The sequence below is a fragment of the Pseudofrankia saprophytica genome, from assembly GCF_000235425.2.
GTDB classification, from domain to species: Bacteria; Actinomycetota; Actinomycetes; order Frankiales; family Frankiaceae; genus Pseudofrankia; species Pseudofrankia saprophytica.
Window position 1 is genome coordinate 2,234,979 of record NZ_KI912266.1, and the last position, 19,357, is coordinate 2,254,335.

At 72.1% G+C, this 19,357-nt stretch carries 16 protein-coding genes, 1 tRNA gene and 1 pseudogene; 11 read left to right on the forward strand and 7 right to left on the reverse strand.

Annotation, left to right across the window (positions count from 1 at the left end; all coding sequences use genetic code 11):
• Window positions 1-223 precede the first annotated feature (223 nt).
• From FRCN3DRAFT_RS0209330 to FRCN3DRAFT_RS0209340, 3 genes are all read left to right on the forward strand, one after another.
• Window positions 224-1,888, forward strand: a complete 1,665-nt coding sequence (locus FRCN3DRAFT_RS0209330) for a gephyrin-like molybdotransferase receptor GlpR (RefSeq protein ID WP_007514976.1) — start codon at window positions 224-226, stop codon at window positions 1,886-1,888.
• Window positions 1,889-2,676: 788 nt separating this feature from the next.
• A complete protein-coding gene (locus FRCN3DRAFT_RS43555) occupies window positions 2,677-3,267 on the forward strand; it encodes a hypothetical protein (protein ID WP_007514977.1) in 591 nt (196 codons plus the stop codon).
• A gap of 136 nt (window positions 3,268-3,403) precedes the next feature.
• Window positions 3,404-3,477 (forward strand) — tRNA-Ala (locus tag FRCN3DRAFT_RS0209340).
• A 507-nt stretch (window positions 3,478-3,984) separates the two neighbouring features.
• Here the strand turns inward: FRCN3DRAFT_RS0209340 and FRCN3DRAFT_RS53955 are convergent.
• From FRCN3DRAFT_RS53955 to FRCN3DRAFT_RS57400, 4 genes and pseudogenes are all read right to left on the reverse strand, one after another.
• Window positions 3,985-4,230 (reverse strand): hypothetical protein, encoded by a 246-nt coding sequence (locus FRCN3DRAFT_RS53955; RefSeq protein ID WP_131803584.1) that lies wholly within the window; start codon window positions 4,228-4,230, stop codon window positions 3,985-3,987.
• Between the two features lie 250 nt (window positions 4,231-4,480).
• Window positions 4,481-5,059 carry a hypothetical protein gene (locus FRCN3DRAFT_RS43560; protein ID WP_007514978.1) on the reverse strand — a complete coding sequence of 193 codons (579 nt, stop codon included), beginning with the start codon at window positions 5,057-5,059 and terminating at the stop codon, window positions 4,481-4,483.
• 40 nt (window positions 5,060-5,099) lie between these two features.
• Complete coding sequence (locus FRCN3DRAFT_RS57395; RefSeq protein WP_342435683.1) at window positions 5,100-5,468, reverse strand: HNH endonuclease signature motif containing protein; 369 nt, start codon at window positions 5,466-5,468, stop codon at window positions 5,100-5,102.
• Window positions 5,469-5,607: 139 nt separating this feature from the next.
• Window positions 5,608-6,447, reverse strand: a pseudogene (locus tag FRCN3DRAFT_RS57400) (DUF222 domain-containing protein); the annotation flags it as partial.
• 923 nt (window positions 6,448-7,370) lie between these two features.
• On the opposite strand from FRCN3DRAFT_RS57400, the gene FRCN3DRAFT_RS0209370 reads away from it, so the two are divergent.
• The 3 genes from FRCN3DRAFT_RS0209370 to FRCN3DRAFT_RS0209380 all read left to right on the forward strand — a co-directional run bounded on the left by FRCN3DRAFT_RS0209370 (window position 7,371) and on the right by FRCN3DRAFT_RS0209380 (window position 10,387).
• Window positions 7,371-8,555, forward strand: a complete 1,185-nt coding sequence (locus FRCN3DRAFT_RS0209370; protein WP_007514982.1) for a sulfotransferase family protein — start codon at window positions 7,371-7,373, stop codon at window positions 8,553-8,555.
• Between the two features lie 80 nt (window positions 8,556-8,635).
• Window positions 8,636-9,205 (forward strand): hypothetical protein, encoded by a 570-nt coding sequence (locus tag FRCN3DRAFT_RS0209375; RefSeq protein WP_007514983.1) that lies wholly within the window; start codon window positions 8,636-8,638, stop codon window positions 9,203-9,205.
• A gap of 126 nt (window positions 9,206-9,331) precedes the next feature.
• Window positions 9,332-10,387 (forward strand): magnesium transporter CorA family protein, encoded by a 1,056-nt coding sequence (locus FRCN3DRAFT_RS0209380; RefSeq protein WP_198536107.1) that lies wholly within the window; start codon window positions 9,332-9,334, stop codon window positions 10,385-10,387.
• Window positions 10,388-10,441: 54 nt separating this feature from the next.
• On the opposite strand, the gene FRCN3DRAFT_RS0209385 is transcribed toward FRCN3DRAFT_RS0209380, so the two are convergent.
• Window positions 10,442-10,855, reverse strand: coding sequence for a hypothetical protein (locus FRCN3DRAFT_RS0209385; RefSeq protein WP_007514985.1), 414 nt, complete (start codon window positions 10,853-10,855; stop codon window positions 10,442-10,444).
• Window positions 10,856-10,908: 53 nt separating this feature from the next.
• On the opposite strand from FRCN3DRAFT_RS0209385, the gene FRCN3DRAFT_RS0209390 reads away from it, so the two are divergent.
• Genes FRCN3DRAFT_RS0209390 through FRCN3DRAFT_RS0209400 form a run of 3 tightly spaced genes read left to right on the forward strand, consistent with a single transcriptional unit; the run spans window position 10,909 to window position 12,418 of the window.
• Window positions 10,909-11,622 carry a helix-turn-helix transcriptional regulator gene (locus FRCN3DRAFT_RS0209390; protein WP_007514986.1) on the forward strand — a complete coding sequence of 238 codons (714 nt, stop codon included), beginning with the start codon at window positions 10,909-10,911 and terminating at the stop codon, window positions 11,620-11,622.
• Window positions 11,619-12,047, forward strand: a complete 429-nt coding sequence (locus FRCN3DRAFT_RS0209395; RefSeq protein ID WP_007514987.1) for a hypothetical protein — start codon at window positions 11,619-11,621, stop codon at window positions 12,045-12,047. The genes FRCN3DRAFT_RS0209390 and FRCN3DRAFT_RS0209395 overlap by 4 nt, the downstream gene beginning before the upstream one ends.
• 38 nt (window positions 12,048-12,085) lie before the next feature.
• Complete coding sequence (locus FRCN3DRAFT_RS0209400; RefSeq protein ID WP_007514988.1) at window positions 12,086-12,418, forward strand: cupin domain-containing protein; 333 nt, start codon at window positions 12,086-12,088, stop codon at window positions 12,416-12,418.
• Window positions 12,419-12,554: 136 nt separating this feature from the next.
• Here FRCN3DRAFT_RS0209400 and FRCN3DRAFT_RS0209405 read toward each other — a convergent pair whose 3' ends face one another.
• Complete coding sequence (locus FRCN3DRAFT_RS0209405; protein ID WP_007514989.1) at window positions 12,555-13,979, reverse strand: FAD-binding oxidoreductase; 1,425 nt, start codon at window positions 13,977-13,979, stop codon at window positions 12,555-12,557.
• Window positions 13,980-14,536: 557 nt separating this feature from the next.
• Between FRCN3DRAFT_RS0209405 and FRCN3DRAFT_RS0209415 the strand changes: the two genes are divergently transcribed.
• Together FRCN3DRAFT_RS0209415 and FRCN3DRAFT_RS0209420 are read left to right on the forward strand one after the other, a co-directional pair.
• Entirely contained in the window at window positions 14,537-15,724 is a 1,188-nt protein-coding gene (locus FRCN3DRAFT_RS0209415) for a sulfotransferase family protein (protein WP_007514990.1), read from the forward strand.
• A 48-nt stretch (window positions 15,725-15,772) separates the two neighbouring features.
• On the forward strand, window positions 15,773-16,555 hold the full coding sequence (locus FRCN3DRAFT_RS0209420) for an aminotransferase class IV family protein (protein ID WP_007514992.1): 783 nt from the start codon (window positions 15,773-15,775) through the stop codon (window positions 16,553-16,555).
• A 19-nt stretch (window positions 16,556-16,574) separates the two neighbouring features.
• Here FRCN3DRAFT_RS0209420 and FRCN3DRAFT_RS0209425 read toward each other — a convergent pair whose 3' ends face one another.
• On the reverse strand, window positions 16,575-19,352 hold the full coding sequence (locus tag FRCN3DRAFT_RS0209425; RefSeq protein ID WP_007514993.1) for a polynucleotide kinase-phosphatase: 2,778 nt from the start codon (window positions 19,350-19,352) through the stop codon (window positions 16,575-16,577).
• Window positions 19,353-19,357 lie beyond the last annotated feature (5 nt).

Below are 19,357 nucleotides of genomic sequence, written 5' to 3' on the forward strand. Positions count from 1 at the left end.
ATTTCCCTCACTAGCGTCAAGCAAGAAATCGGAAACCCACCGCCAAAGGCACACCACGACAAGGAAGGTGTTACATGGCCGGCACTCCCGCGCTCCGTGCGCGTTCGGCGTCGCCCAAGCGCCGTCGCCACGGCTGCCGGGTGGTTCCGGCGCAGGTAGTCGCCGGCCGCCAGGGATGCCGGGGCACCCGTGTGTGCCGCGGCTCGAGCTGGGCGGTCACCGTATGAGCGCACTGATCTGGCTCGCGATCGTCGGCGTCTGGGGTTTCGTCCTCATCCCGATGTGGCTGCGGCATCATGACGGCGCGCTCGAGCAGCGTTCCGCCGACCGCTTCTCCACCGCGATGCGTGTCCTTTCCCGCCGGGGCGGGCGCGCTCAGCCCGCGCCGGCCACCGTGCGCGGAGTCATCGATGTCGACGTCGATGTTGATGTCCATGTGGACGTGGACGATCTGGACCGTGTGGACCGTGTGGACCGCGTGGACCTTTCCGGGCAGCCTGAGACCGAGGGCGTGGACGAGGCGGCGGACGCGGACGACGAGATGATCGGGACGGCGCCCGAGAGCGCGCCGGTGTCCCGGTTGAGTGGGCCGCGCCTCGACACCGGGCCGGCCGCCCAGGCCCGCTCGGCGCGCCTCGCCGCGACCAGCGGCACCGCGTCGGGATCGGGCCGGCTGACTGGCCAGGGCCGCCACCCCGGCGGGCAGGCAACGCCGCCTCGCGCGGGCACTCCCGCGGCGGACGGCGTCGCCCTGGGCGACGGCGAGCCGGACGAGACCGCGCACACGGTGGCCGTGGGGCCGACGCGGCCGGTGCCACCGGCGCGGATAGCCGACCCACGGCGTCGCGCGCTGCTGCGGCTGCGTCGTCAGCGGCTCCTGGTTCTGCTGGCCGCCGTGCCCATCACGATCGGGCTCGCCGCCGGTCTCGCCGGCATGTGGATCGTCGTGCAGCTGCTCGTCGACGTCGGGCTCACGGTCTACCTCGCGCATCTTCGGCGCTCCACCCGGGCCGAGCGGCGACTCGCGGCGTCCCGCGCCGCCCGCGACCGCCGGATCGCCACGGAGCGGGCCGCGCGCCGCGCGAGCCGGCAGACGGGGGCGCCACCCGTGTCGGCGGGCCGGCCCACGGCCGGGCGTGGCTCGGCCGCCGCCACCAGCAGGGCCGCCGCCGATCCGCGTCAGCGCATGGCCGGAGGAGGCTCGTCGGCGCCCACCTCCGCCCGGGAGACTTCCTCGGCGTCGCGCTCGGGGGCGGGCCACCGCGCCGAGCCCGCCGACGGCGACTTCGCCGGGCGGCCCCGCGTCTCCAGCGGCCAGGCCGGCCGGCTGGCCTCGCCGGAGTACGCCCCCGTCCGGCTGTCCGGAGACGACGGGCCGCCGCTGACCGAGGAGGAGCTGGCGACCGCGCACGCGCAGACCGTCGACCTCGGCGGCTATGTCGCGGCCGCGACCGTGGTCGCGGGGGCGTCCGGCGGGGCCGAAACGAGCCCACCGGCCACCGGCGAGGATGAGACGTACACCAACAACGTGCGGGTGACGGGCGCGCGCCCGGCCGCGCGCCCCAATGCCCGCCCGTCGACCTCACGGCCCGGGCGGGTGCAGGTGAACCCGCCCGGGACCCACGGCGGCCTCACCGCCCCGCCGGCGGCGGCGGTACCGTCGTCGCGCCCCCGGCCGTCACGTCCGCGAACGCGGGCGCCCGGGCTCCACCGGCGCGCCGGCCGTCGGCGAGCCGGCGGTGGCCGGCCGCGAGGAGGGCGGCGCCGCGGTCCACGTCCTGCGCCCCGCCGTCGGCAGCTGACCCTCCCCACAGCCCCCGCCACGTGGCGGGGGGCGCAGTCCCGTGCCCCGCGCCGCCTCACGCCGCGTGGCGCGCGTCTCAGATAGGTGTCTGGCTGTCCGGCAGGCTCGGAAGCCGTCAGGACGAGGTGTCATGGCGGGCTGTCCGCGGTCCGGCGGCTGCCGGCTGAGACGTCGGATGGCCCCTGTTTGTGCTGGTAGCGGGTGAAGGACCGGTTCGGCGGCGGCAGCTTGCACGGGGCGTCGCGTGGGCGGAACGTTGGAGCGCGGACGTGCATAATGGGCTCGTGACCCACCGTGTGCAGCCGAGCCTCACGCCCCTTGGCGTGGCGGCCGGCGCGCGCTGTCCGCGGTGTTGTCGTTGTCGACGCCCTCGCGTCCGCTGACGCCCGCGTTCGTTCATCCCGCGGCGACGTCTAGCGCCGCCGGCCAGCCAGGTATGGCTGGTGGCCCGGGACGCGAGGGGTTCCGAGCTGGCTGATCCTGACGCCTTGCCGATGGTCGCGACCGCGCTCCGGGAACACCCCGACATCGAGCCCGATTCGACCGGCGGTGCCCGGGGCTGATCGTCCGACCGAGGGTGATCGTCGTCCCGAAGGTGATCGCTTGTCCGAGGGTGATCGTCCGACCCGAGGGATCGCCTGGCGACAGGCAAAGCCATCGCACACTCGCCAGCTCTGCTGTCCACCGCGCCGCGCGGTGCACGCCTCATCGCCATTTTCGTGGACCGTCGCTGCTCACGGGCCGTCGCTGTTCGCGGGCCGTTGCCGTGCCGTTTGGGTGTCGGCCCACGAAGCGACGCCCACAGGCGGCGGGACGCCCGAGGACGGCCGGGCTGGGCGGACACCGACCACCACCATCGAAAGGCAGCCGCCGTGACGTTCGAAGCCTGGCTTGCCCGGCTCCGGAACGACGGATACCTGCTCTGCCCGGCCAGCACGGCTGTGCCCGTGGAGCTGCGCGCCGTGCGCCCCGACGGCTGGGGCCTGCACCTGCGCTGCCGCGGCGTCCGCGTCCAACTTGGTCTCTACCGGCCTGGTCGTTCTGCCTGGCAGGTGCCGCTGTGGGATCGCGACGTCCTGCCCGAGGACAGCCTGGAGCTGTGGGAGCACCGGCCACTGCCCCTGACCGGGGTGGCGGTGCCCGAAGGCACTCGCATCGCCTTCACCGGCGCCCACGAGGCGCCGGACCATCTGGTCGTCTTCGACGGCGCGCGCGAGCGCGGCTGGCGGGGCTACGAGGCAGGCCTGCTGCGTTCCGGAGACGCTGCCGAGATCTTCGCCGCGCTGCTGGCCGCGGCGGAACCCGAGCTCGTCCACTGGGGCCCAGCCGCTTCCGAACGCCCCCGTCACGCCCTGGCCGGTGCGGTCGCCGTCGCCGCCGAGCTCCTTCCCGGCGGCCTGGTGCCGTCCGCCCGGACAGCCTTGCGGGAAGGCCGTCCCGCGGCGGCGACCTCGTCGCGTTGACCACCGGTTCCGGCGCTCGTGGCGCCCTTCGCCGCGTTCCCGACCGACCCGCCAGCTGGCCGGATTGTCCTGGAAGATCCCAGTCGCCCTCTCAACCACATCCGTGCGTCCGTCCTGTAAGCTGCGAAGTGCTTCCGGGGGTGTAGCTCAGCCTGGTAGAGCGCCTCCCTCGCACGGAGGAGGCCAGGGGTTCGAGTCCCCTCACCTCCACAAGAGTTGCCACGTTCGAAACATGATCTTGGCTGCTTTGTACCCCTGAAGCCATTTCGCCGTTCGGGCCGAGCCCGGACGGCGTTTTGTTTTGCCCGAGAACTGTCCGCAGCCGGCCTCGCGTCCTGACCGACGACGTGCCGTTGGGCGGTTCTAGAACGGGCAGAAAACGTCGGTCGCGGACCGCGTGTTCGGTGTGGCTGGTCGTGTCGTGGTTCGGGTGGTGGGTGTCGTGCTGGCTGGGTTGGTGGTCCAGGTGTGGGGGTCTTCGTGAGGGAGGAGACCTTCTTCTTCGGTGGTGGTGGTGGTGGTGTCGTTGCGGTGGGTCCGGCCGGTGGGGGTGGTCCAGATGAACATCCCTGGTTCGGGCTGGTCTAGTTGCCATCCTGGGCTGTGGTCAAGGCCTACATGTGTGGCTTGACGCAGAGGACTGTGACGTGCGAGTTCCCGACTGCGGCCCCCGACAGTCGGGCCTGCGGCTTGATCGCTGTTTGTGCACTCGGGTGGTCACGATCTGGCCTCGCCGGCAACCACGGCAGTGCACAAACCGCGATCACCGAGGCTGACACGTCGGCCGGTGCGTTCGCCGTCACAGAAGTGCGGATCGACTTCTCCGTCTGATCGGCTGGCGGGAAAATCGGAGCAGCGCGCCAATCCGCACCCATGATCCCACCAGATCGCCGGGCAGTTCATGATCTGGTGGGATTTTCGGAGTCCCAGCTCCGAAAATCCCACCAGATCATCGACTGTCATCGGTGGCCACCGCTGCCGGCAGGCTCATCACCGTCAACGCTGTGCTCTTCAATCGGAAGAAGCGGCCTGGCGCGGGAGATCGACACTTCGCCTGCGCAACCACACCAATCGCCACCCTCGGCCTTGGGTAAGGCCTCCACCTGACTTGGCGGCGACGACTACGACCTGCGGGCCTGCCTCCAATGGCCGCCCGGCCGAGCGAGCGCGCCGGTGATCTTCGACCATACGGCTGCCAGCACCCCCGGGCGGTTCAGCTCCTTGGTGCTGCTGTCGTGCTGGTTGGTCGGGCGGTCGGGGCTGAGCTGTTGACGGCCGCGTCGAGCTGCTCGCGGCACGCCTGCTGGACAATCGCCCGAATCTGATCATCGGTCGGGCTCTCCAGGAACTTCCACTCGTCGGCGAGGAGGTACAGCTGGCCCAGTGGCAGGCTGGCGACCGACTCATCAATAACCGACACAAGCCTCCTATCGGGGTCAAGCATCCTGTACACCGTGCGCAGCACCCATTGTTCGGTCGCGCGTCCCTGGGCGTGTAGTTCGGCGATGGCGGTGAAGGCGGTCACGGCGGCCGCGCGCCTGCGATCCCGTTGCGCGGTGCCGAGATCGGCCCCGTCCAGGCCGCAGCCGCCCAGGGCTGCCCCGAGCAGTTCGTGGACGGGGCCAGGGTCACGTCCGCTGAGCCCCGCGAGTTCGACGAGAGCCTCGCCGTCGTAGCCAGCAACCAGCCAGTGCGCGGCCCAGAGAGGGACCCGCCGTGTCGGCACGGTGTCCAGTACCCGCCAGGCGGCGACGAGCCGCGGAGACGGGACTTGATCCGGCCAGTCATCCACGCCCGCATCATCCCGAGGCTCGCCGCGCCCGTCGCGCCAATTAGCCACGATGGCGGACCCACGACCACGGCCCACCTCTGCACGAGTGCGGGAAATGACATTCCTGACCATGTTTCATGACGTGGTGGCGGCGGCAGAGCGGGCCCAGATTGTCCAGCGCGGTGCGGCCACCGTCGGCCCTGGCGATCGTGTGGTCGAGGTCGCAGGCGACGGCGGGCATGGCGCAGCCGGGGTAGACGCAGCGGGTGTCGCGGTGGCGGACAAGCCTGGCGAGTGCAGGGGTCGGGACGCGGCGGTGTCTCAGGTCCAGGACGGTGCCGGTCCGGGGGTCGGTCAGGACTCTTCGCCAGTGGGCGTCCGCGGCCAGTACCCGGCCGATGTGCGCGGGGATCGGGCCGTGGCCGACCAGCTCGGCGGGGTTGTCGTCGAGTCCGGTGAGAGTGCCGACGGGGGGCGATGACCTGGATCTCGACCGTGACCCGCTCGTGGCGGTTCCCGAGGAGCAGGGCGGTCAGGACGTCGGCCCGCCGGGCGCCGATCGGTCGGGTGTCGCCGTCATGGTGGGCGTCGTTCCTGGCGATCCGGTCAACGAGATCGAAGACCGCTCGGGCGTCCTCGGCGGGCAGGGTCGCCGACAGCAGTGCCATGCCGTCCTCGGCGGGTTCGAGCGACACCTCCCGCCGGGCCTTCGCTTCCTTGTGGCGGCGGGTGGCCGCGTCGGGGTCGAGCCTGCCGATCATTCGGTGGATCTTGCGGCGCCACTGGGTGGGTGACCTCAGCCGGCCGCCGGCCAGCATCTGTGCCTCGACCGTCGCCCGCTGCCCGTCGGACAGAACCTGGGTGAGTGCGTGCAGCGCGCGTGGCCGGGTCTGGTCCAGCTCGCCGCCCGTCAACGCGTCGAGGGCGGCTGGGAGGCGGTGGGCGAGGTCCCAGGCCTGGTCGAGCCGGCTGGTCATCGTCCGCGGTGACTGGCCCAGCTCGGCGGCCAGTTCGTCACCCAGATACGGCGAGGACGGCTCACCCTCCTCACCCTCCTCCCCCTCCTCACCGTCCAGACATCCCCCGACAGCCGGATGCAGCTCCGCCAGCCGTACCTGCGCCCGGACCGTCAGCCCCTCCAACCGTGACGCCAGCCGCGCGAGCCCGACCACCAGATCGAACGCCTCCGCCTCGGCACACCCAGCCAGACCCGCCAACACCTCGTCGAAGACCGCGCCCACTGCCACCAACCGAGCCGCCAACCCACCAGTGGCCTCGAGCCCCCCGTCAACGGCAGGCCCGTCAACGGCAGGCCCGTCAACGGCGCGGCCATCGGCCGCGGACCCACCGGCGGTCGACTCGCCAACCGCAGGTCCGCCGACGGTGAGGTCGGAGTCAGAGACCCTCACCGAATCCGCGGCGCCTTCCGCTGGCCCCGTCCTGGCTCGTAGCGCCCGCGTGCCGGCACGCGACGACGAGCGTCGTGCAGTCCCTCGCGAGGCTGTGACCGGCCACGGCCGGAATTCGCTGGCCGCGGGGGCCGGCCTGGCCGCGCGCCGACGGCCGCGGCCGAAGGGTTCCGGAATGACGGCACGGCGCCATCTCCTGAATCCCTTGAGTCCTCGCCGTTTGTTTCGAACATGCGTTCACTCTGGTCGGAAATGCGGAGTCACGCAAGCCGTTTACTGGGCGGCTAAACCCCATGATTGAGCCTTCTGTATTTGCCATCTCCTATTTCATGGATAGATGCTGGCGGGTCGAATGCGGGATCTATCGAGAGGGGGGCTGTCGGCATTGTATTGCGCATGTGAAAGCCGGTAGACGCAGTGTCGGAACGCGATGGAGATGATTACCTTCCAAAGGCTCGTGGGACTTTGTTTGGCCTTGCAAGGAGCTTGGATTCGAGCTGGTGGCGATGGATCCGCAACCGACGTCTGTGCCCCGTCCATCGGCGGTTGCTGCTCAGACGGCCTCGGCGTCAGCGCCCGTGCCCCGCCCGCCTGCTCGCCCGCCCGCTGCCCCGTCACCCGACTGCCCGGTGGCCCGTCGCTGGGTCGGCAGCCCGACGTGGTTCGCTGGTGAGGGGGTACTCGACCCCGCGGTTTGCCCGGTTTGACTGATTGGGAGCATTGGGTCGAGTGTGGCGCCGTGTCCGTGCCGTCCTGGTCGCGTCGACCGGGGCCTCGGCAGGTGCCCCTTGGGGGAGCGGTTGCTCGTCGCGGCGTTGAGGACACACGGGCCCGAGCTGGCTGGGCCGCTGCGCGGTCGGCGACACCCTCCCACGGCGTTCGGCGTGGACACCAGGTAGGTCCTGACTGGCGGAGGTAACTGCGTGACCCCGGATGAGCTGCTCGCGTCGGCACGCGAGACCACTGGCCTCGACGACTTCGGCGACGACGAGCTGTTCGGCGGGGACAGCTGGCGCGACGGGCTGGACGTCCTGCTCAAGAGCCTGGAGAACGACGGGCGGCTGACCGAGTTCGGGCAGATCGCCGTGGCGGGTGAGCTCGGCGGGTATCTGGCCAACCGGCTGCGGATCATCGCCCATCACCGCGCGCACCCGGAGATCAGGGATCGCGACGTCGCGCCGCCGATCGTCATCATCGGGCAGGCCAGGACGGGCACCACGATGCTGTTCGACGTCCTCGCCCAGGACCCGGCGCACCGGGCGCCGCTGACCTGGGAGGTCGAGGCCCCGCTGCCGCCGCCGCGGACCGAGACCTACGAGACCGACCCCCGGATCGCCCAGGTCGAGGAGCTCATCGGGCTCGTCGACATGTTCATCCCGGAATTCCGGTCCATCCACCAGCTCGGCGCCGGGCTCGCGCAGGAATGCGGCCGGATCGCCGGTAGCGCGTTCACCAGCGCCATCTTCGCGACCCAGTATCGCGTTCCCGGCTACCTGCGCTGGTGGTCACACGACGCCGTGCGCGACGGCCACGTCGCCGCCTCGTACACCTGGCACCGCCGCTTCCTCGAAGTGCTGCAGAGCGGGCATCCTGGCGAGCGTTGGCTGGTGAAGTCGCCGGCGCACGTGTGGACGCTGCCGCAGCTGCTCGCCGAGTACCCGGACGCCCTGCTGGTGCAGACCCACCGCGACCCGGCCCGCATCATGGCCTCCACGGCCAGCATGCTGGCGTCGCTGCGCCACCTCTACACCGACGACGTCGACGTGACCGAGATCAGCGCGGAGTTCGCCGAGCTGATCCTGGACGGTCTCGAGCGGACCGTGGACGCCCGCCTCGACGGCACGGTGCCGGCCGGACAGGTCATCGACCTGCAGTTCGCCGACGTCATGGGGGACGCCCTCGGTGCCGCGCGCGCCGTCTATGACCGGTTCGGATTCGAGCTGTCCGCGGACACGGCGGCGCGGATGGCCCGCTTCGCGCGTGACTACGCCCGCGAGCCCCGCGGCCACCAGTACACCTTCGCCGACACCGGTATGGACCTGGACGAGCTGCGCCGCCGCACCGCCCGCTACGCCGAGCACTTCGCCGTCACCGAGGAAGCCGTCTAGGGCCAGAGGGGGTGCGAAAATAATCTTCTTTCGCGCACCCGGAGGCCGTTGGCCCCGAGATCGCTAAGGAGGTACCTGTGATGGGTGCCAAGCGGTGGGTCCTGGTGATGGGTGTCGCCGTGGGGCTGCTGGCCGTCGGCGGCGGGGCCGGATTCCTCGCGGGGCGGCTGTCGGCGCCGGACTCCTCGCCGCCGATCCGGCCGGCCTGGCCGGGTGAGAAGGTCCAGCACGCGGCCGCGGCGCGCTACGGGAACATGACGCTGCGCCCGATCGGGCTCACCTGCGGGATGCACTGGGTGTCCGGTACGCATGCCGAGTGGGAGGCCCGCGGGCAGTACTGCCGGCTCGGCATCGTCGTGAACAACGTCGACACGGCCTTCCACGATCTCGACACCGGCGCCCAGCGCCTCGTCGACGCGTCCGGGAAGAGCTACGCGCGCAGCTTCGACGCGATGCGGATCAGGCGTCAGCCGGACGTCCTGACGATCGGAGCGCACGACGCCGTGGCGCTCGACATCTGGTTCGACGTGCCGAACGATGCTCGGATCGTCGCCGCCCGGTTGAAGGGCGACGACGACCCGAGTGGCATCGACCCGGTCGCGAACACCCCCCGTCCGCCGGGCGGGGTCCAGGTACCGCTGTCGCTGTAGCGAACCGTTCGTACCGCCGGGTGTTTACTGAACTGTTCGGATGGCGAGATTCGCTGGTGGCCGCGAAGTTCGCTGGTGGTCGGGAAAGCCGGCGAGACGAGAAAGCCAGGAAGAAGTGTGAGCCCCATGGGCGGGGACGGTGGACGACCGGGAGATCTGTGCCGCGTCGACCCGGACGCCGACCCCGCGAACCGGGTCGGCCGGGAGCTGCCCCGCACCCGGCTGTACCGCGGCGGGAAGCTCGAGGCCGAGGGGTTCCCGGTCGCCCACATCAGCGACTACCTCGCCGAGCCGGACACCGTGGTGTGGCTCGACCTCTGCGCGCCGCGGACCGACGAGCTGCACGTCATCAGCGACGAGCTGAACCTTTCCGCGCTGGCCGTCGAGGACGCGGTCAGCCCGCATGAGCGCCCGAAGCTGGACCGCTATCCCAGCCACCTGTTCCTGAACGCCTACGCGGTCACCCTCGACCAGAGCAGCGGCGAGCTGACCAGCCATGAGGTGGGCGCGTTCATCACCGAACGCGCGCTGGTCACCGTCCGCGCCGACGAGGGGTTCGACGTCGACGGTCTGGTCGCGCACTGGGGCGAGGCCGACCCCGAGCTCGCGCAGTTCGGCGTCAGTCACCTGGTGCACGGTCTCCTCGACTTCATCGTCGACCAGCACTTCACCGCCGTGCAGGCGCTCGACACCGAGATCGAGGCGCTCGAGGACATGCTGTTCGACGAGCGCCCGCACGACGGCGCGGTCCAGCGGCGCAGCTACCAGCTGCGCAAGAGCCTCGTGCTGCTGCGCCGGTTCGTGCTCCCGATGCGCGAGGTCGTCAACACGATCATGCGGCGCGACCTGCACGTGGTCTCAGCCGAGATGGCGCCCTACTACCAGGACGTCTATGACCACGTCCTGCGGGCGACCGAGTGGACCGAGAGCCTGCGTGACCTCGTCACCACGATCCTGGAGACGAACCTGACGATCCAGGGCAACCGGCTGAATCTGATCATGAAAAGGCTGACCGCGTGGGCGGCCATCATCGCGGTGCCGACGGCGGTCACCGGCTTCTACGGCCAGAACGTGCCCTACCCAGGTTTCGGCAAGGAGTCGGGTTTCCTGGCCAGCCTCGCGGTCCTGGTCGTATGCGCGGTGACGCTGTACGTCGTCCTCAAACGCCGCGACTGGCTGTAGTCCGCTGGGCGGCGGCGGCGGCGTGGGTGGGTGGCGGCCCGGTCCACGCCGCCGTCAGACCGCCGGCGGTGGGGCCGATTCCACGACGAGGGCCTGGCGGCGGCGGTGGACGGTGAGATAGCGCAGGCCTTCGTGACTGGCGGCCAGCCTGCGGCGGGAGTGGCGGGGAAGCCACAGCAACGCGCCGGGCACGAGATCGAGACTGTCGCGTGCGGTGAAGAGCGTGCCCGAGCCGGCGAGGACGTGGACGAGCACATCGACGTCCGGGCCGACGTGCTCCTCTATGGTCCCGCCTGGCGGCAGAGCGATGATGTTGGAATCCAGGTCGCGCTCGCTGGCTGGCAGTTTCCAGACGGCGCCCGCCACGGCCGGCTCGCCGACGCCGGCCGCGAGATCGCCCGTGTTGACCAGGACGCGGGGGAGAAGGGTGGTGGTGCGTCCCCGCGGGGTTCTCGGATCCCGGGTCATTTCTGTCCTCCAGCCCTGGTTTTTACAAGTCTGACTTGTGTAAAGTACCGGCTGTGGCGAACAACGGCGAGCGGGACCGCCGCGACGGCTCGTCGCCGGACAGCCGGCGGCTGGATGTACTGCGGGCGCTCAGGGCGACGGGGGCATCACGCGGGATCGTCGAGATCGCCGACGAGCTGGGCGTCCATCCGAACACCGTCCGGTTCCACCTGGACACGCTGGTCGCGAACGGGCAGGTCGAGCGGGCGCCGTCCGAGAGCCACCGGCCGGGCCGGCCACGCGCGTTCTTCCGAGCGGTGCGAGGAATGGATCCGGGCGGGCCGCGCCACTTCCGGGTCCTCGCCGAGATTCTCACCGAGAGCCTGGCCGCCGGCCCCGACCCGGCCGTGCGCGCCATCGAGGCCGGTCGGGCCTGGGGGCGGCGGGCCGCCTCGACCGTGCCCACCGCCGCCGTCGACGCCGCGGACGCCCCGGGCTGGGGGCGATCGGTCGGGCGGCTGATCCGCCTGCTCGACGACCTGGGCTTCGCCCCCGAGCCGCCCGGTGCCGGCACGGACGCCGACTCCGCCCCGCCGGTCCGGCTGCGGCACTGCCCGTTTCTCGAGCTGACCGAGACCCGGGCCGAGGTCGTGTGCCCGGTTCATCTTGGCGTGATGCGCGGCGCCCTGGACACCTGGGATGCACCGCTCACGGTGGACCGGCTGGAGGCGTTCGCCGAGCCGGACCTGTGCGTCGCCCACCTGGTCCCCGTTGGAGGAAGATCATGAGTGCTGGGGAGTCGGTAGCTGTCGCGGTCACCTTCGTGTGGCTGGGCATGGTGCTGGCGATCTCGTTCCTCGAAGCGCCGCTGAAGTTCCGCGCCCCGGGGGTGACCGTGCCCATCGGGCTCGGCATCGGCCGGCTCGTGTTCCGGGCACTCAACACGGTCGAGGCCGCGCTCGCCGGAGCTGTCGTCGTCGTCCTGGCGCTCGACCCCCCTCGCCTGGCCGCCATCGTCGTTCTCGCGGTGGCCGTCGGCGTCCTCGCCACCCAGCTGGCCGTCGTCCGCCCACGGCTGGCCCGGCGCTCCGACGCGGTTCTCGCCGGCCAGGACCTGCCTCGTTCGTCGGCTCACCACGTCTACGTCGCCCTCGAGACGGCCAAGGTGGCGACTCTCCTCGCGGGCGGCGTCTTCCTGCTCGCCGCAGCGTGACCGAACGAGCCCAACTACCTGTGAGGTGGGGAACCGCGATGGAGACGACCTCGTTGACCGCGATCGCCGAGGAACAACTGGCCCGGGCACGCCAGGCCCACGCCGGCCGGGCCGCCCACACGCTGCACGGCGGACAGGGACACTCTCTGCGCCAGACGATCCTCGCCCTGCTGGCGAACCATGAGCTCGCCGAGCACGAGAGCCCCGGTGAGGCCACCCTCCAGGTGCTGCGCGGCCGCGTCCGGCTCACCGCGGGCCAGCGGGCCTGGGACGGCGCGGCCGGCGACCATGTCACCATCCCACCCGAGCGGCACGCCCTCGCCGCCATCGAGGACTCCGTCGTCCTGCTGACGGTCGCCACCCGCCCGTAGCGGAGTCTGCTCGGGGGTGGCCGCCTGGGGTGGACTGACTCCGCCCCAGGCGAGTCCCGCGGGGGCAGGGCGGGCCCGGCTGGCCGGGCGACGACACGGCCAGCCGGACGGACGGGGCCGGCGCCTGCGCCGGCGCTCAGCCGCGGGCGGCCGGGATCTCGTGGTTGGCGCGGATCAGGCCGCGCGGGTCGACGCTCGCCCGCACCGCCCGCAGGCGCTGGTAGACGTCCGCCGGGAAGAGCTGGGCCGGGTCCACCGTCTTCTCGGTGAAGTTGAGGTAGAGGCCGCCGGCCTGGCCGCGCAGCGACTCCTTCATCGTCGCGAGCCACTGGCGGACCGCCTGGACGCTCGCGGGGTCGGGAGCGATTCCGACGCCGAAGAGGATGTACCCGCCGGGCATCCGGGACAGCGCACCGCTGCCGCGCCGCACCCGGTCCAGCTCCCCGCCGAGGTGGCGGATCTCGACGCTGACCAGCGGCGAGCCCGAGCCGGGACCTATGGCGTCGACGAAGCGGTCGATGTCGGCCGGGGTCACGTCAGCCAGCACCATGCTGTCGCCCTGGTAGGGCATCGGCTGCGGCGGGTCCATGTGCAACTCGGCGATCCCGGCGGGCGGAACCGTCGCGAAGGTGTCGAGGACCGGCCCGAGACGGCGAAGCGGCTCCATCAGCCGAGCACCGGTCTTCTCGTCGCCGAGGAACACACCCTCGACCAGGACGAACGCCTTGCCACGCAGTGGCTCGGGGATCTCGGGGAAGGGCGGGAACTGCATGATCCGGCCGACGGAGGTCATCTCGTCGGGCACGGTCCGGGTCCAGGCCTCCCAGGCGCGCAGCACCTCGGCCGAGCGCTCCCAGGGGAAGAACAGCACGCCGGCGTAGACGTCGGTGACGGGGTAAAGCCTGAACTCGATCGCGGTGACCACGCCGAAGTTGCCACCGCCGCCGCGCAGCGCCCAGAACAGCTTTGGCTCCACGTCCGGGTCGACCCATCGCAGCACCCCGTCCGCGGTCGCGACCTGGATGCCGGTGACGCTGTTGCACGCGAGCCCGAGCGCGCGGGCGTACCAGCCGAGGCCGCCGCCGAGGGTGTAGCCGACGACGCTCACGTCCGGAGTGGAGCCGTGCAGGGCGGCAAGACCCAGCTCGGAGGCCGGCGGGACGACGTCCGCCCACTTGGCGCCGGCGCCCACCAGCGCGCGGCGGCGCGCGGCGTCGATGCGGACGTCGCGCATCGCGTCGGTCCGCAGCAGGATCGCGCCCGCCAGGTCGCCGAGCGGTTCGGCGTTGTGGCCGGTGCGCTGCGGGACGACCCGCAGCGCGTAGCGGCCCGCGTACCGGATCACGGCCGCGACGTCCTCGGCGTCCGCGGGAACGACGACCAGCGCCGGGCGCTGGTCCAGCACGAGGTTGTAGGTGCCGCGCGCCTCGTCCCAGCCCGCGTCGCCCGGCTCGAGAACCACGCCGCGGACTGTGGCGCGCAGCGCCGCGACGTCCGGCCCGGCGCCCAGGGCAAGAGCGGAGTACAGCTCGATTTCCGAATCGGAGACGGTGCTCGACATGGTGACACATCCTTGGTGGTTCTGTTGCCTCTGAACCTCGACGAGCTCATTGATACGTGAGCGCTCGACAATGCGCCAAGAAATGACGTCGAGCGGACATCGAACGCACCTGGAGTTGACGGAGAGGCGACACTTTTCGCTGGTCAGCGGCCCGATGGTGACAGCTTCGCGACTTGCCTGCGTGACAAGAAATCGCCGCCGAAGGTGTGTCCAGACATGCTTTCTTGAACGCCTTCTTTGGTATTTGCCTGTGCCGTCGGGTGGTGCTGACACGAATGCTGCCGTGGTGGTGGCGACATGGCGAGAACCCGGCGGCGGGCGCTGTCGCGGGATCGCCGGTTCGCGTCGGCGGCGTCCGCCATGTCGACCGCGTCGACCGCGCGCTTGACATCGCGTGAGGTCGGGATCTTAATCCGCTGTGCCGCACGTCACATTCATCGCTCGATGGCCCGCCGGGCCGTGCCGTGCCGCGCCGCCGGCCGGCGGCGTCGGCCGTCGGTGGCGGTGGCGGTGGGACGGCGGACGGCAACGGTGACGACGAGTACGGAGGCGACGGCGTGAACGTCGACGATCTGCTGGCCGGGGCGCGGGACGCCACCGGGCTCTCCGATTTCGGGGATGACGAACTGTTCGGTGGCGACCTCTGGCGCGACGCCCTCGCCAGGCTCCTGGCCAGCCTGGAGGCCGAGGCCCGGCTCAGCGAGCTCGGTAGGGCCATCGTGGCCAGCGAGCAGGCGAACTACCTGACGACGCGATTACGCGTCGTCGACCATCATCGCGCCCACCCGGAGATCCGGGAACGCGGCATCACCCCGCCGATCGTCATCGTCGGGCAGGCCCGCACCGGCACGACGATGCTGCACGACGTGCTCGCCCAGGACGCGGCCCACCGGGCGCCGCTTACCTGGGAGGTCGACCTCCCGCTGCCGCCGCCGCGGACCGAGACCTACCTGACCGACCCGCGCATCGCCCAGGTCGACGCGACCTTCGAGCTCGTCGATCAGGTGATCCCGGAGTTCCGCGCCGTTCACCAGCTCGGCGCCCGGCTCGCCCAGGAATGCTCCCGCATCGCGGGCGGCTCCTTCGTCAGCGTGATCTTCCCGACCCAGTTCCACATCCCCGCCTACCTGGACTGGCTGCTGCACGACGCCGTCCGCGACGGCCACCACGCGGCCGCCTACGTCTGGCACCGCCGCTACCTGGAGCTGCTGCAGAGCGAGCATCCTGGCGAGCGTTGGCTGGTGAAGTCGCCGGCGCATGTGTGGACGCTGCCGCAGCTGCTCGCCGAGTACCCGGGCGCCCTGCTGGTGCAGACCCACCGCGACCCGGCCCGGGTCATGGCCTCCACCGCCAGCATGTTGTTCCACCTGCGCCGCCTGTACAGCGACGACGTGCGGGTGGCCGAGCTCGGGCCGGAGTTCTCCGAGCTGATCCTCGACGGCCTGGAACGCAGCGCCGAGGCTCGCCTCGACGGCACGATCCGGTCCGAGCAGGTGGTCGACGTCCAGTTCCGCGATCTGATGGCCGACCCGCTGGGTACCGCCCGGGCGATCTACGGCGCGTTCGGGTTCGAGCTGACCGACGACGCCGAGGCGCGGATCGCCGGGTTCCTGCGCGACAATCCGCGTGAGCGGTGGGGCGGCCACGAGTACACCTTCGCCGACACCGCGCTGGACCTGGCCGCGGTCCGGCAGCGAACTGCCCGCTACAGCAAGCAGTTCGGCGTGCCGGAGGAGGTGCTCTGACCTCGTCGTCCCGGGTCGGCGCCGGCGGCCGGATGCCACACTGGCGGCATGGCGGAGCTCGACGGCGTCGCGGTGGACGTCGCCCAGCTTGAGACGCTCGCGCTCGTCAACTACGGGCACTTCACCTCGATGGAGGTGACCGACGGCCGGGCGCGGGGCCTGTCGCTGCACCTGGAGCGCCTGGTGCGCGACTGCCGCCAGCTGTTCGACGCCGACCTCGACCCCGACCGGGTCCGCCACCTGGTCCGCCACGCCGTCGCCGGCGTCACGGCGCCGGTCGTCGTCCGCGTCACCGTCTTCGACCCGGACCTGGGGCTCGGCCGTCCCGGCGCCGATGCGGTGCCGCGCGTCCTCGTCACCACTCGGCCCGTGGCTCCACCGCCCGGCCCTGGGCTGCGCCTGCGGTCCGCGTGGTACCGGCGTGACCTGCCGGAGGTCAAGCACGTCGGGCTGTTCGGCGCCGTGCGCCTGCGGCGCGCCGCCCAGCGCGCCGGCTTCGACGACGCGGTGTTCACCGACGCGGGCGGCGTCCTGTCCGAGGCGACGACGTCCAACCTCGGATTCGTCACCGGCGACCGCGTGCTGTGGCCCAGCGCCGAATGCCTGCCGGGCGTCACGATGCGGCTCCTCAACCAGGCACGCGCAGAGGAGCCGGTGACGGCCGCGGTCACGCTCGCCGACCTGCCGCATGTGGACGCGGTGTTCGCCACGAACGCCGCGACCGGTGTGCGTCCGGTCGCGGCGATCGACGACGTCCACTGGCCCACCGATCATCCCGTCCTGCGCGCGCTCGCCAGGCAGTACGCGGCCGTCCCACCTGAGCCGCTGTAGCGACCGGGCACTGGCGGCGTCACAGCCGGGGGTCCACCGGCTCGGACTCGAGCGCGAGGACGGCGAAGACGCATTCGTGAACGCGCCAGAGCGGCTCGCCCGCGGCGGCGCGTTCCAGGGCCTCCAGGCCCAGGGCGTACTCGCGGAAGGCCAGCGAGCGCTTGCGGCCCAGGCCGCGGGAGCGCAGGCGGTCGAGATGCTCGGGGCGCAGGTAGTCCGGGCCGTAGACGATCCGCAGATACTCCCGGCCGCGGACCTTGACGCCCGGCTGGACGAGGCCGCGCCGGCCGCGCGCCAGCCCGGCCGCGGGCTTCACCACCATCCCCTCGCCGCCGGCCCGCTCGGCCGTCAGCTCCTCCCACCAGTCGACGGCGCGGCCGACCGACGCCGGGTCGTCCGCCCGCACCGGGATCCGCCGGGTGGTCGCGACGAGGTCGGGGTCGGCCGCGGCGAGGCGGTCGGCGATCGCCAGCTGCCAGTCGTGCGGCCGGTCGACGTACGTCGTCCCGGGAGTAGCCCGGCCCGCGGGACCGCTGGCGAGCAGCATGAACGGGGCGATCCGCACGCCCGCCAGGCCGTCGACCGGCCAGCAGTAGCGCCGGTAGGCGCGGGTGAACGCCGTCGCGTTGTCGAGCCGGTCCTGGGTCGTCGCCAGCAGGTCGGACACGTCGATCCCGCGCGCGGCGGCCGTCGCGAGGGCCGAGACCGCGACCGGCAGCGCGCCCCGGGCGGCGGCGCCGGCCGCCGCGTACTGCCGGGAGAGCAGCTCGCTGGCCTTGGCGCTCCACGGCATGATCTCCGCGTCGAGCACCAGCCAGTCGGCACCCAGCTCGTCCCACAGCCCGGCCGCCGCCACGGCCGCCCGCAGCCGGCCGAGCAGCTCCTCGGTCAGCTCGGGAGAGAAGAACGGCCGGCCGGTGCGGGTGACGACCGCGCCCGTGGCCGCGCCGGTGGCCGCGTCGGTGCCGCCAGCCGCGCCGAACCTGGCCGCGGCGACGGCCTCGTCCCGGCAGACGACCGCGACCGCCCGCGACCCCATGTGCTTCTCCTCGCACAGCAGGTCGTCGACGCCGTCGGCCCGGTAGGTCTCGAACGCCTCGGCGGGGTGCTCCAGATAGCCGGGCAGCGGCGACGTGGGTGGCGGGCTCATCGTCGGCGGCAGGTAGACCAGCCAGCGCGGGTCGACCGCGAACCGGCTCATCACCTCCAGCGCCGCCAGCGCGTTCTCCGCCTGGATCTGCACGCGCCCGCCATGCCGCGTCTCGACCGCCCGCCGGCCGAGCACGTCGGTGATGTCCAGCAGGTCGCCGGCCCGGTGCGCGCCGGGCCGCACCCCCGCCAGGCTGGCCGGCGCCAGCAGCACCTCGGCGGACGCCGGGTCGGCCATCTCGACTGGCCTGGCCGGGCCCGCGGAGCCGGCCGGGTCCGCCGCCTCGACTGGCCTGGCCGGGCCCGCCGTCGAGGTGGGCTCGGCCAGCGGGCGGGCCGGGGTGAAGTGGACGCGGGTGGCCGCGACCGTGACCAGTTCCCGCTCTGGGTAGCGCAGCGCGGTCAGCCGGCCGCCGAAGACGCAGCCGGTGTCCAGACAGAGGGTGTTGTTGACCCATTCCGGCTCAGGGATGGGGGTGTGGCCGTAGAGGACGGTCGCGGTGCCTCGGTACTCGTTCGCCCACGGGTAGCGCACCGGGAGGCCGTACTCGTCGGTCTCGCCCGTGGTGTCCCCGTACAGCGCGAACGAGCGGACGCGAGCCGACGCGCGGCCGTGGTAGGCCTCCTTCAGCCCCGCGTGCGCGACGACCAGCCGTCCGCCGTCGAAGAGATAGTGCGCGACCAGCCCGTCACAGAACCGGGCCACCTCGTCGCGGAACTCGGCGCTCTCGGCGTCGAGCTGCGCGAGCGACTCGGCGAGCCCGTGCGAGACCGTCACCTTCTTCCCGCGCAGGGCACGAACCAGCTTGTTCTCGTGGTTGCCGCACACGGCGAAGGCGTCGCCGTCGGCGACCATGCCCATCGCCAGGCGCAGCACGCCCGGTGTGTCCGGGCCGCGGTCGACCAGGTCGCCGACGAACACCGCGCGCCGGCCCGACGGGTGGCGGGCGCCGACCGGGCGGCCGGCCTCGTCGTGGCGCGGCTCGTAGCCGAGCTCGGCGAGGAGCGCCTCGAGCTCGGCGCGGCAGCCGTGGACGTCACCGATCACGTCGAAGGGGCCGGTCTCGTGGCGCAGGTCGCTGAACAGCCTGGTGTAGGCGATGGTCGCCGCCGAGGCCTGCGCCACCGAGCTCAGCACGTGGACGTGCCGGAAGCCCTCCCTGGTGAGGCCGCGCAGCGACCGGCGCAGGTCGGCGCGCTGGCGCCGGATCACATGCGCGCCGAAGTCGCGGTCGGGCCGGGCGGCGTTGCGCTCCAGGCAGACCCGCTCGGGCGGGTCGAGCACGATCGCCACCGGCAGGACGTCGTGCTCGCGGGCCAGCTCGACGAGGGACTGGCGGGCGTGCCGCTGGACGTTCGTCGCGTCCACGACGGTGAGCCGGCCCGCGGCGAGCCGCTTCCCGGCGATGTAGCGCAGCACGTCGAACGCGTCGCCGGTCGCGGCCTGGTCGTTCTCGTCGTCCGCGACCAGCCCGCGGCAGAAGTCCGACGAGAGCACCTGCGTCGGCCGGAAGTGGGTGCGGGCGAACGTCGACTTCCCCGCGCCGGACGCGCCGACCAGCACCACGAGGCAGACCTCGGGAACCGTGATCACGGTCGGCTCGCTCGCGGAGAGGGAGTCGGAGCCGGAGTCGCTGGTGTGAGTCATGGCGG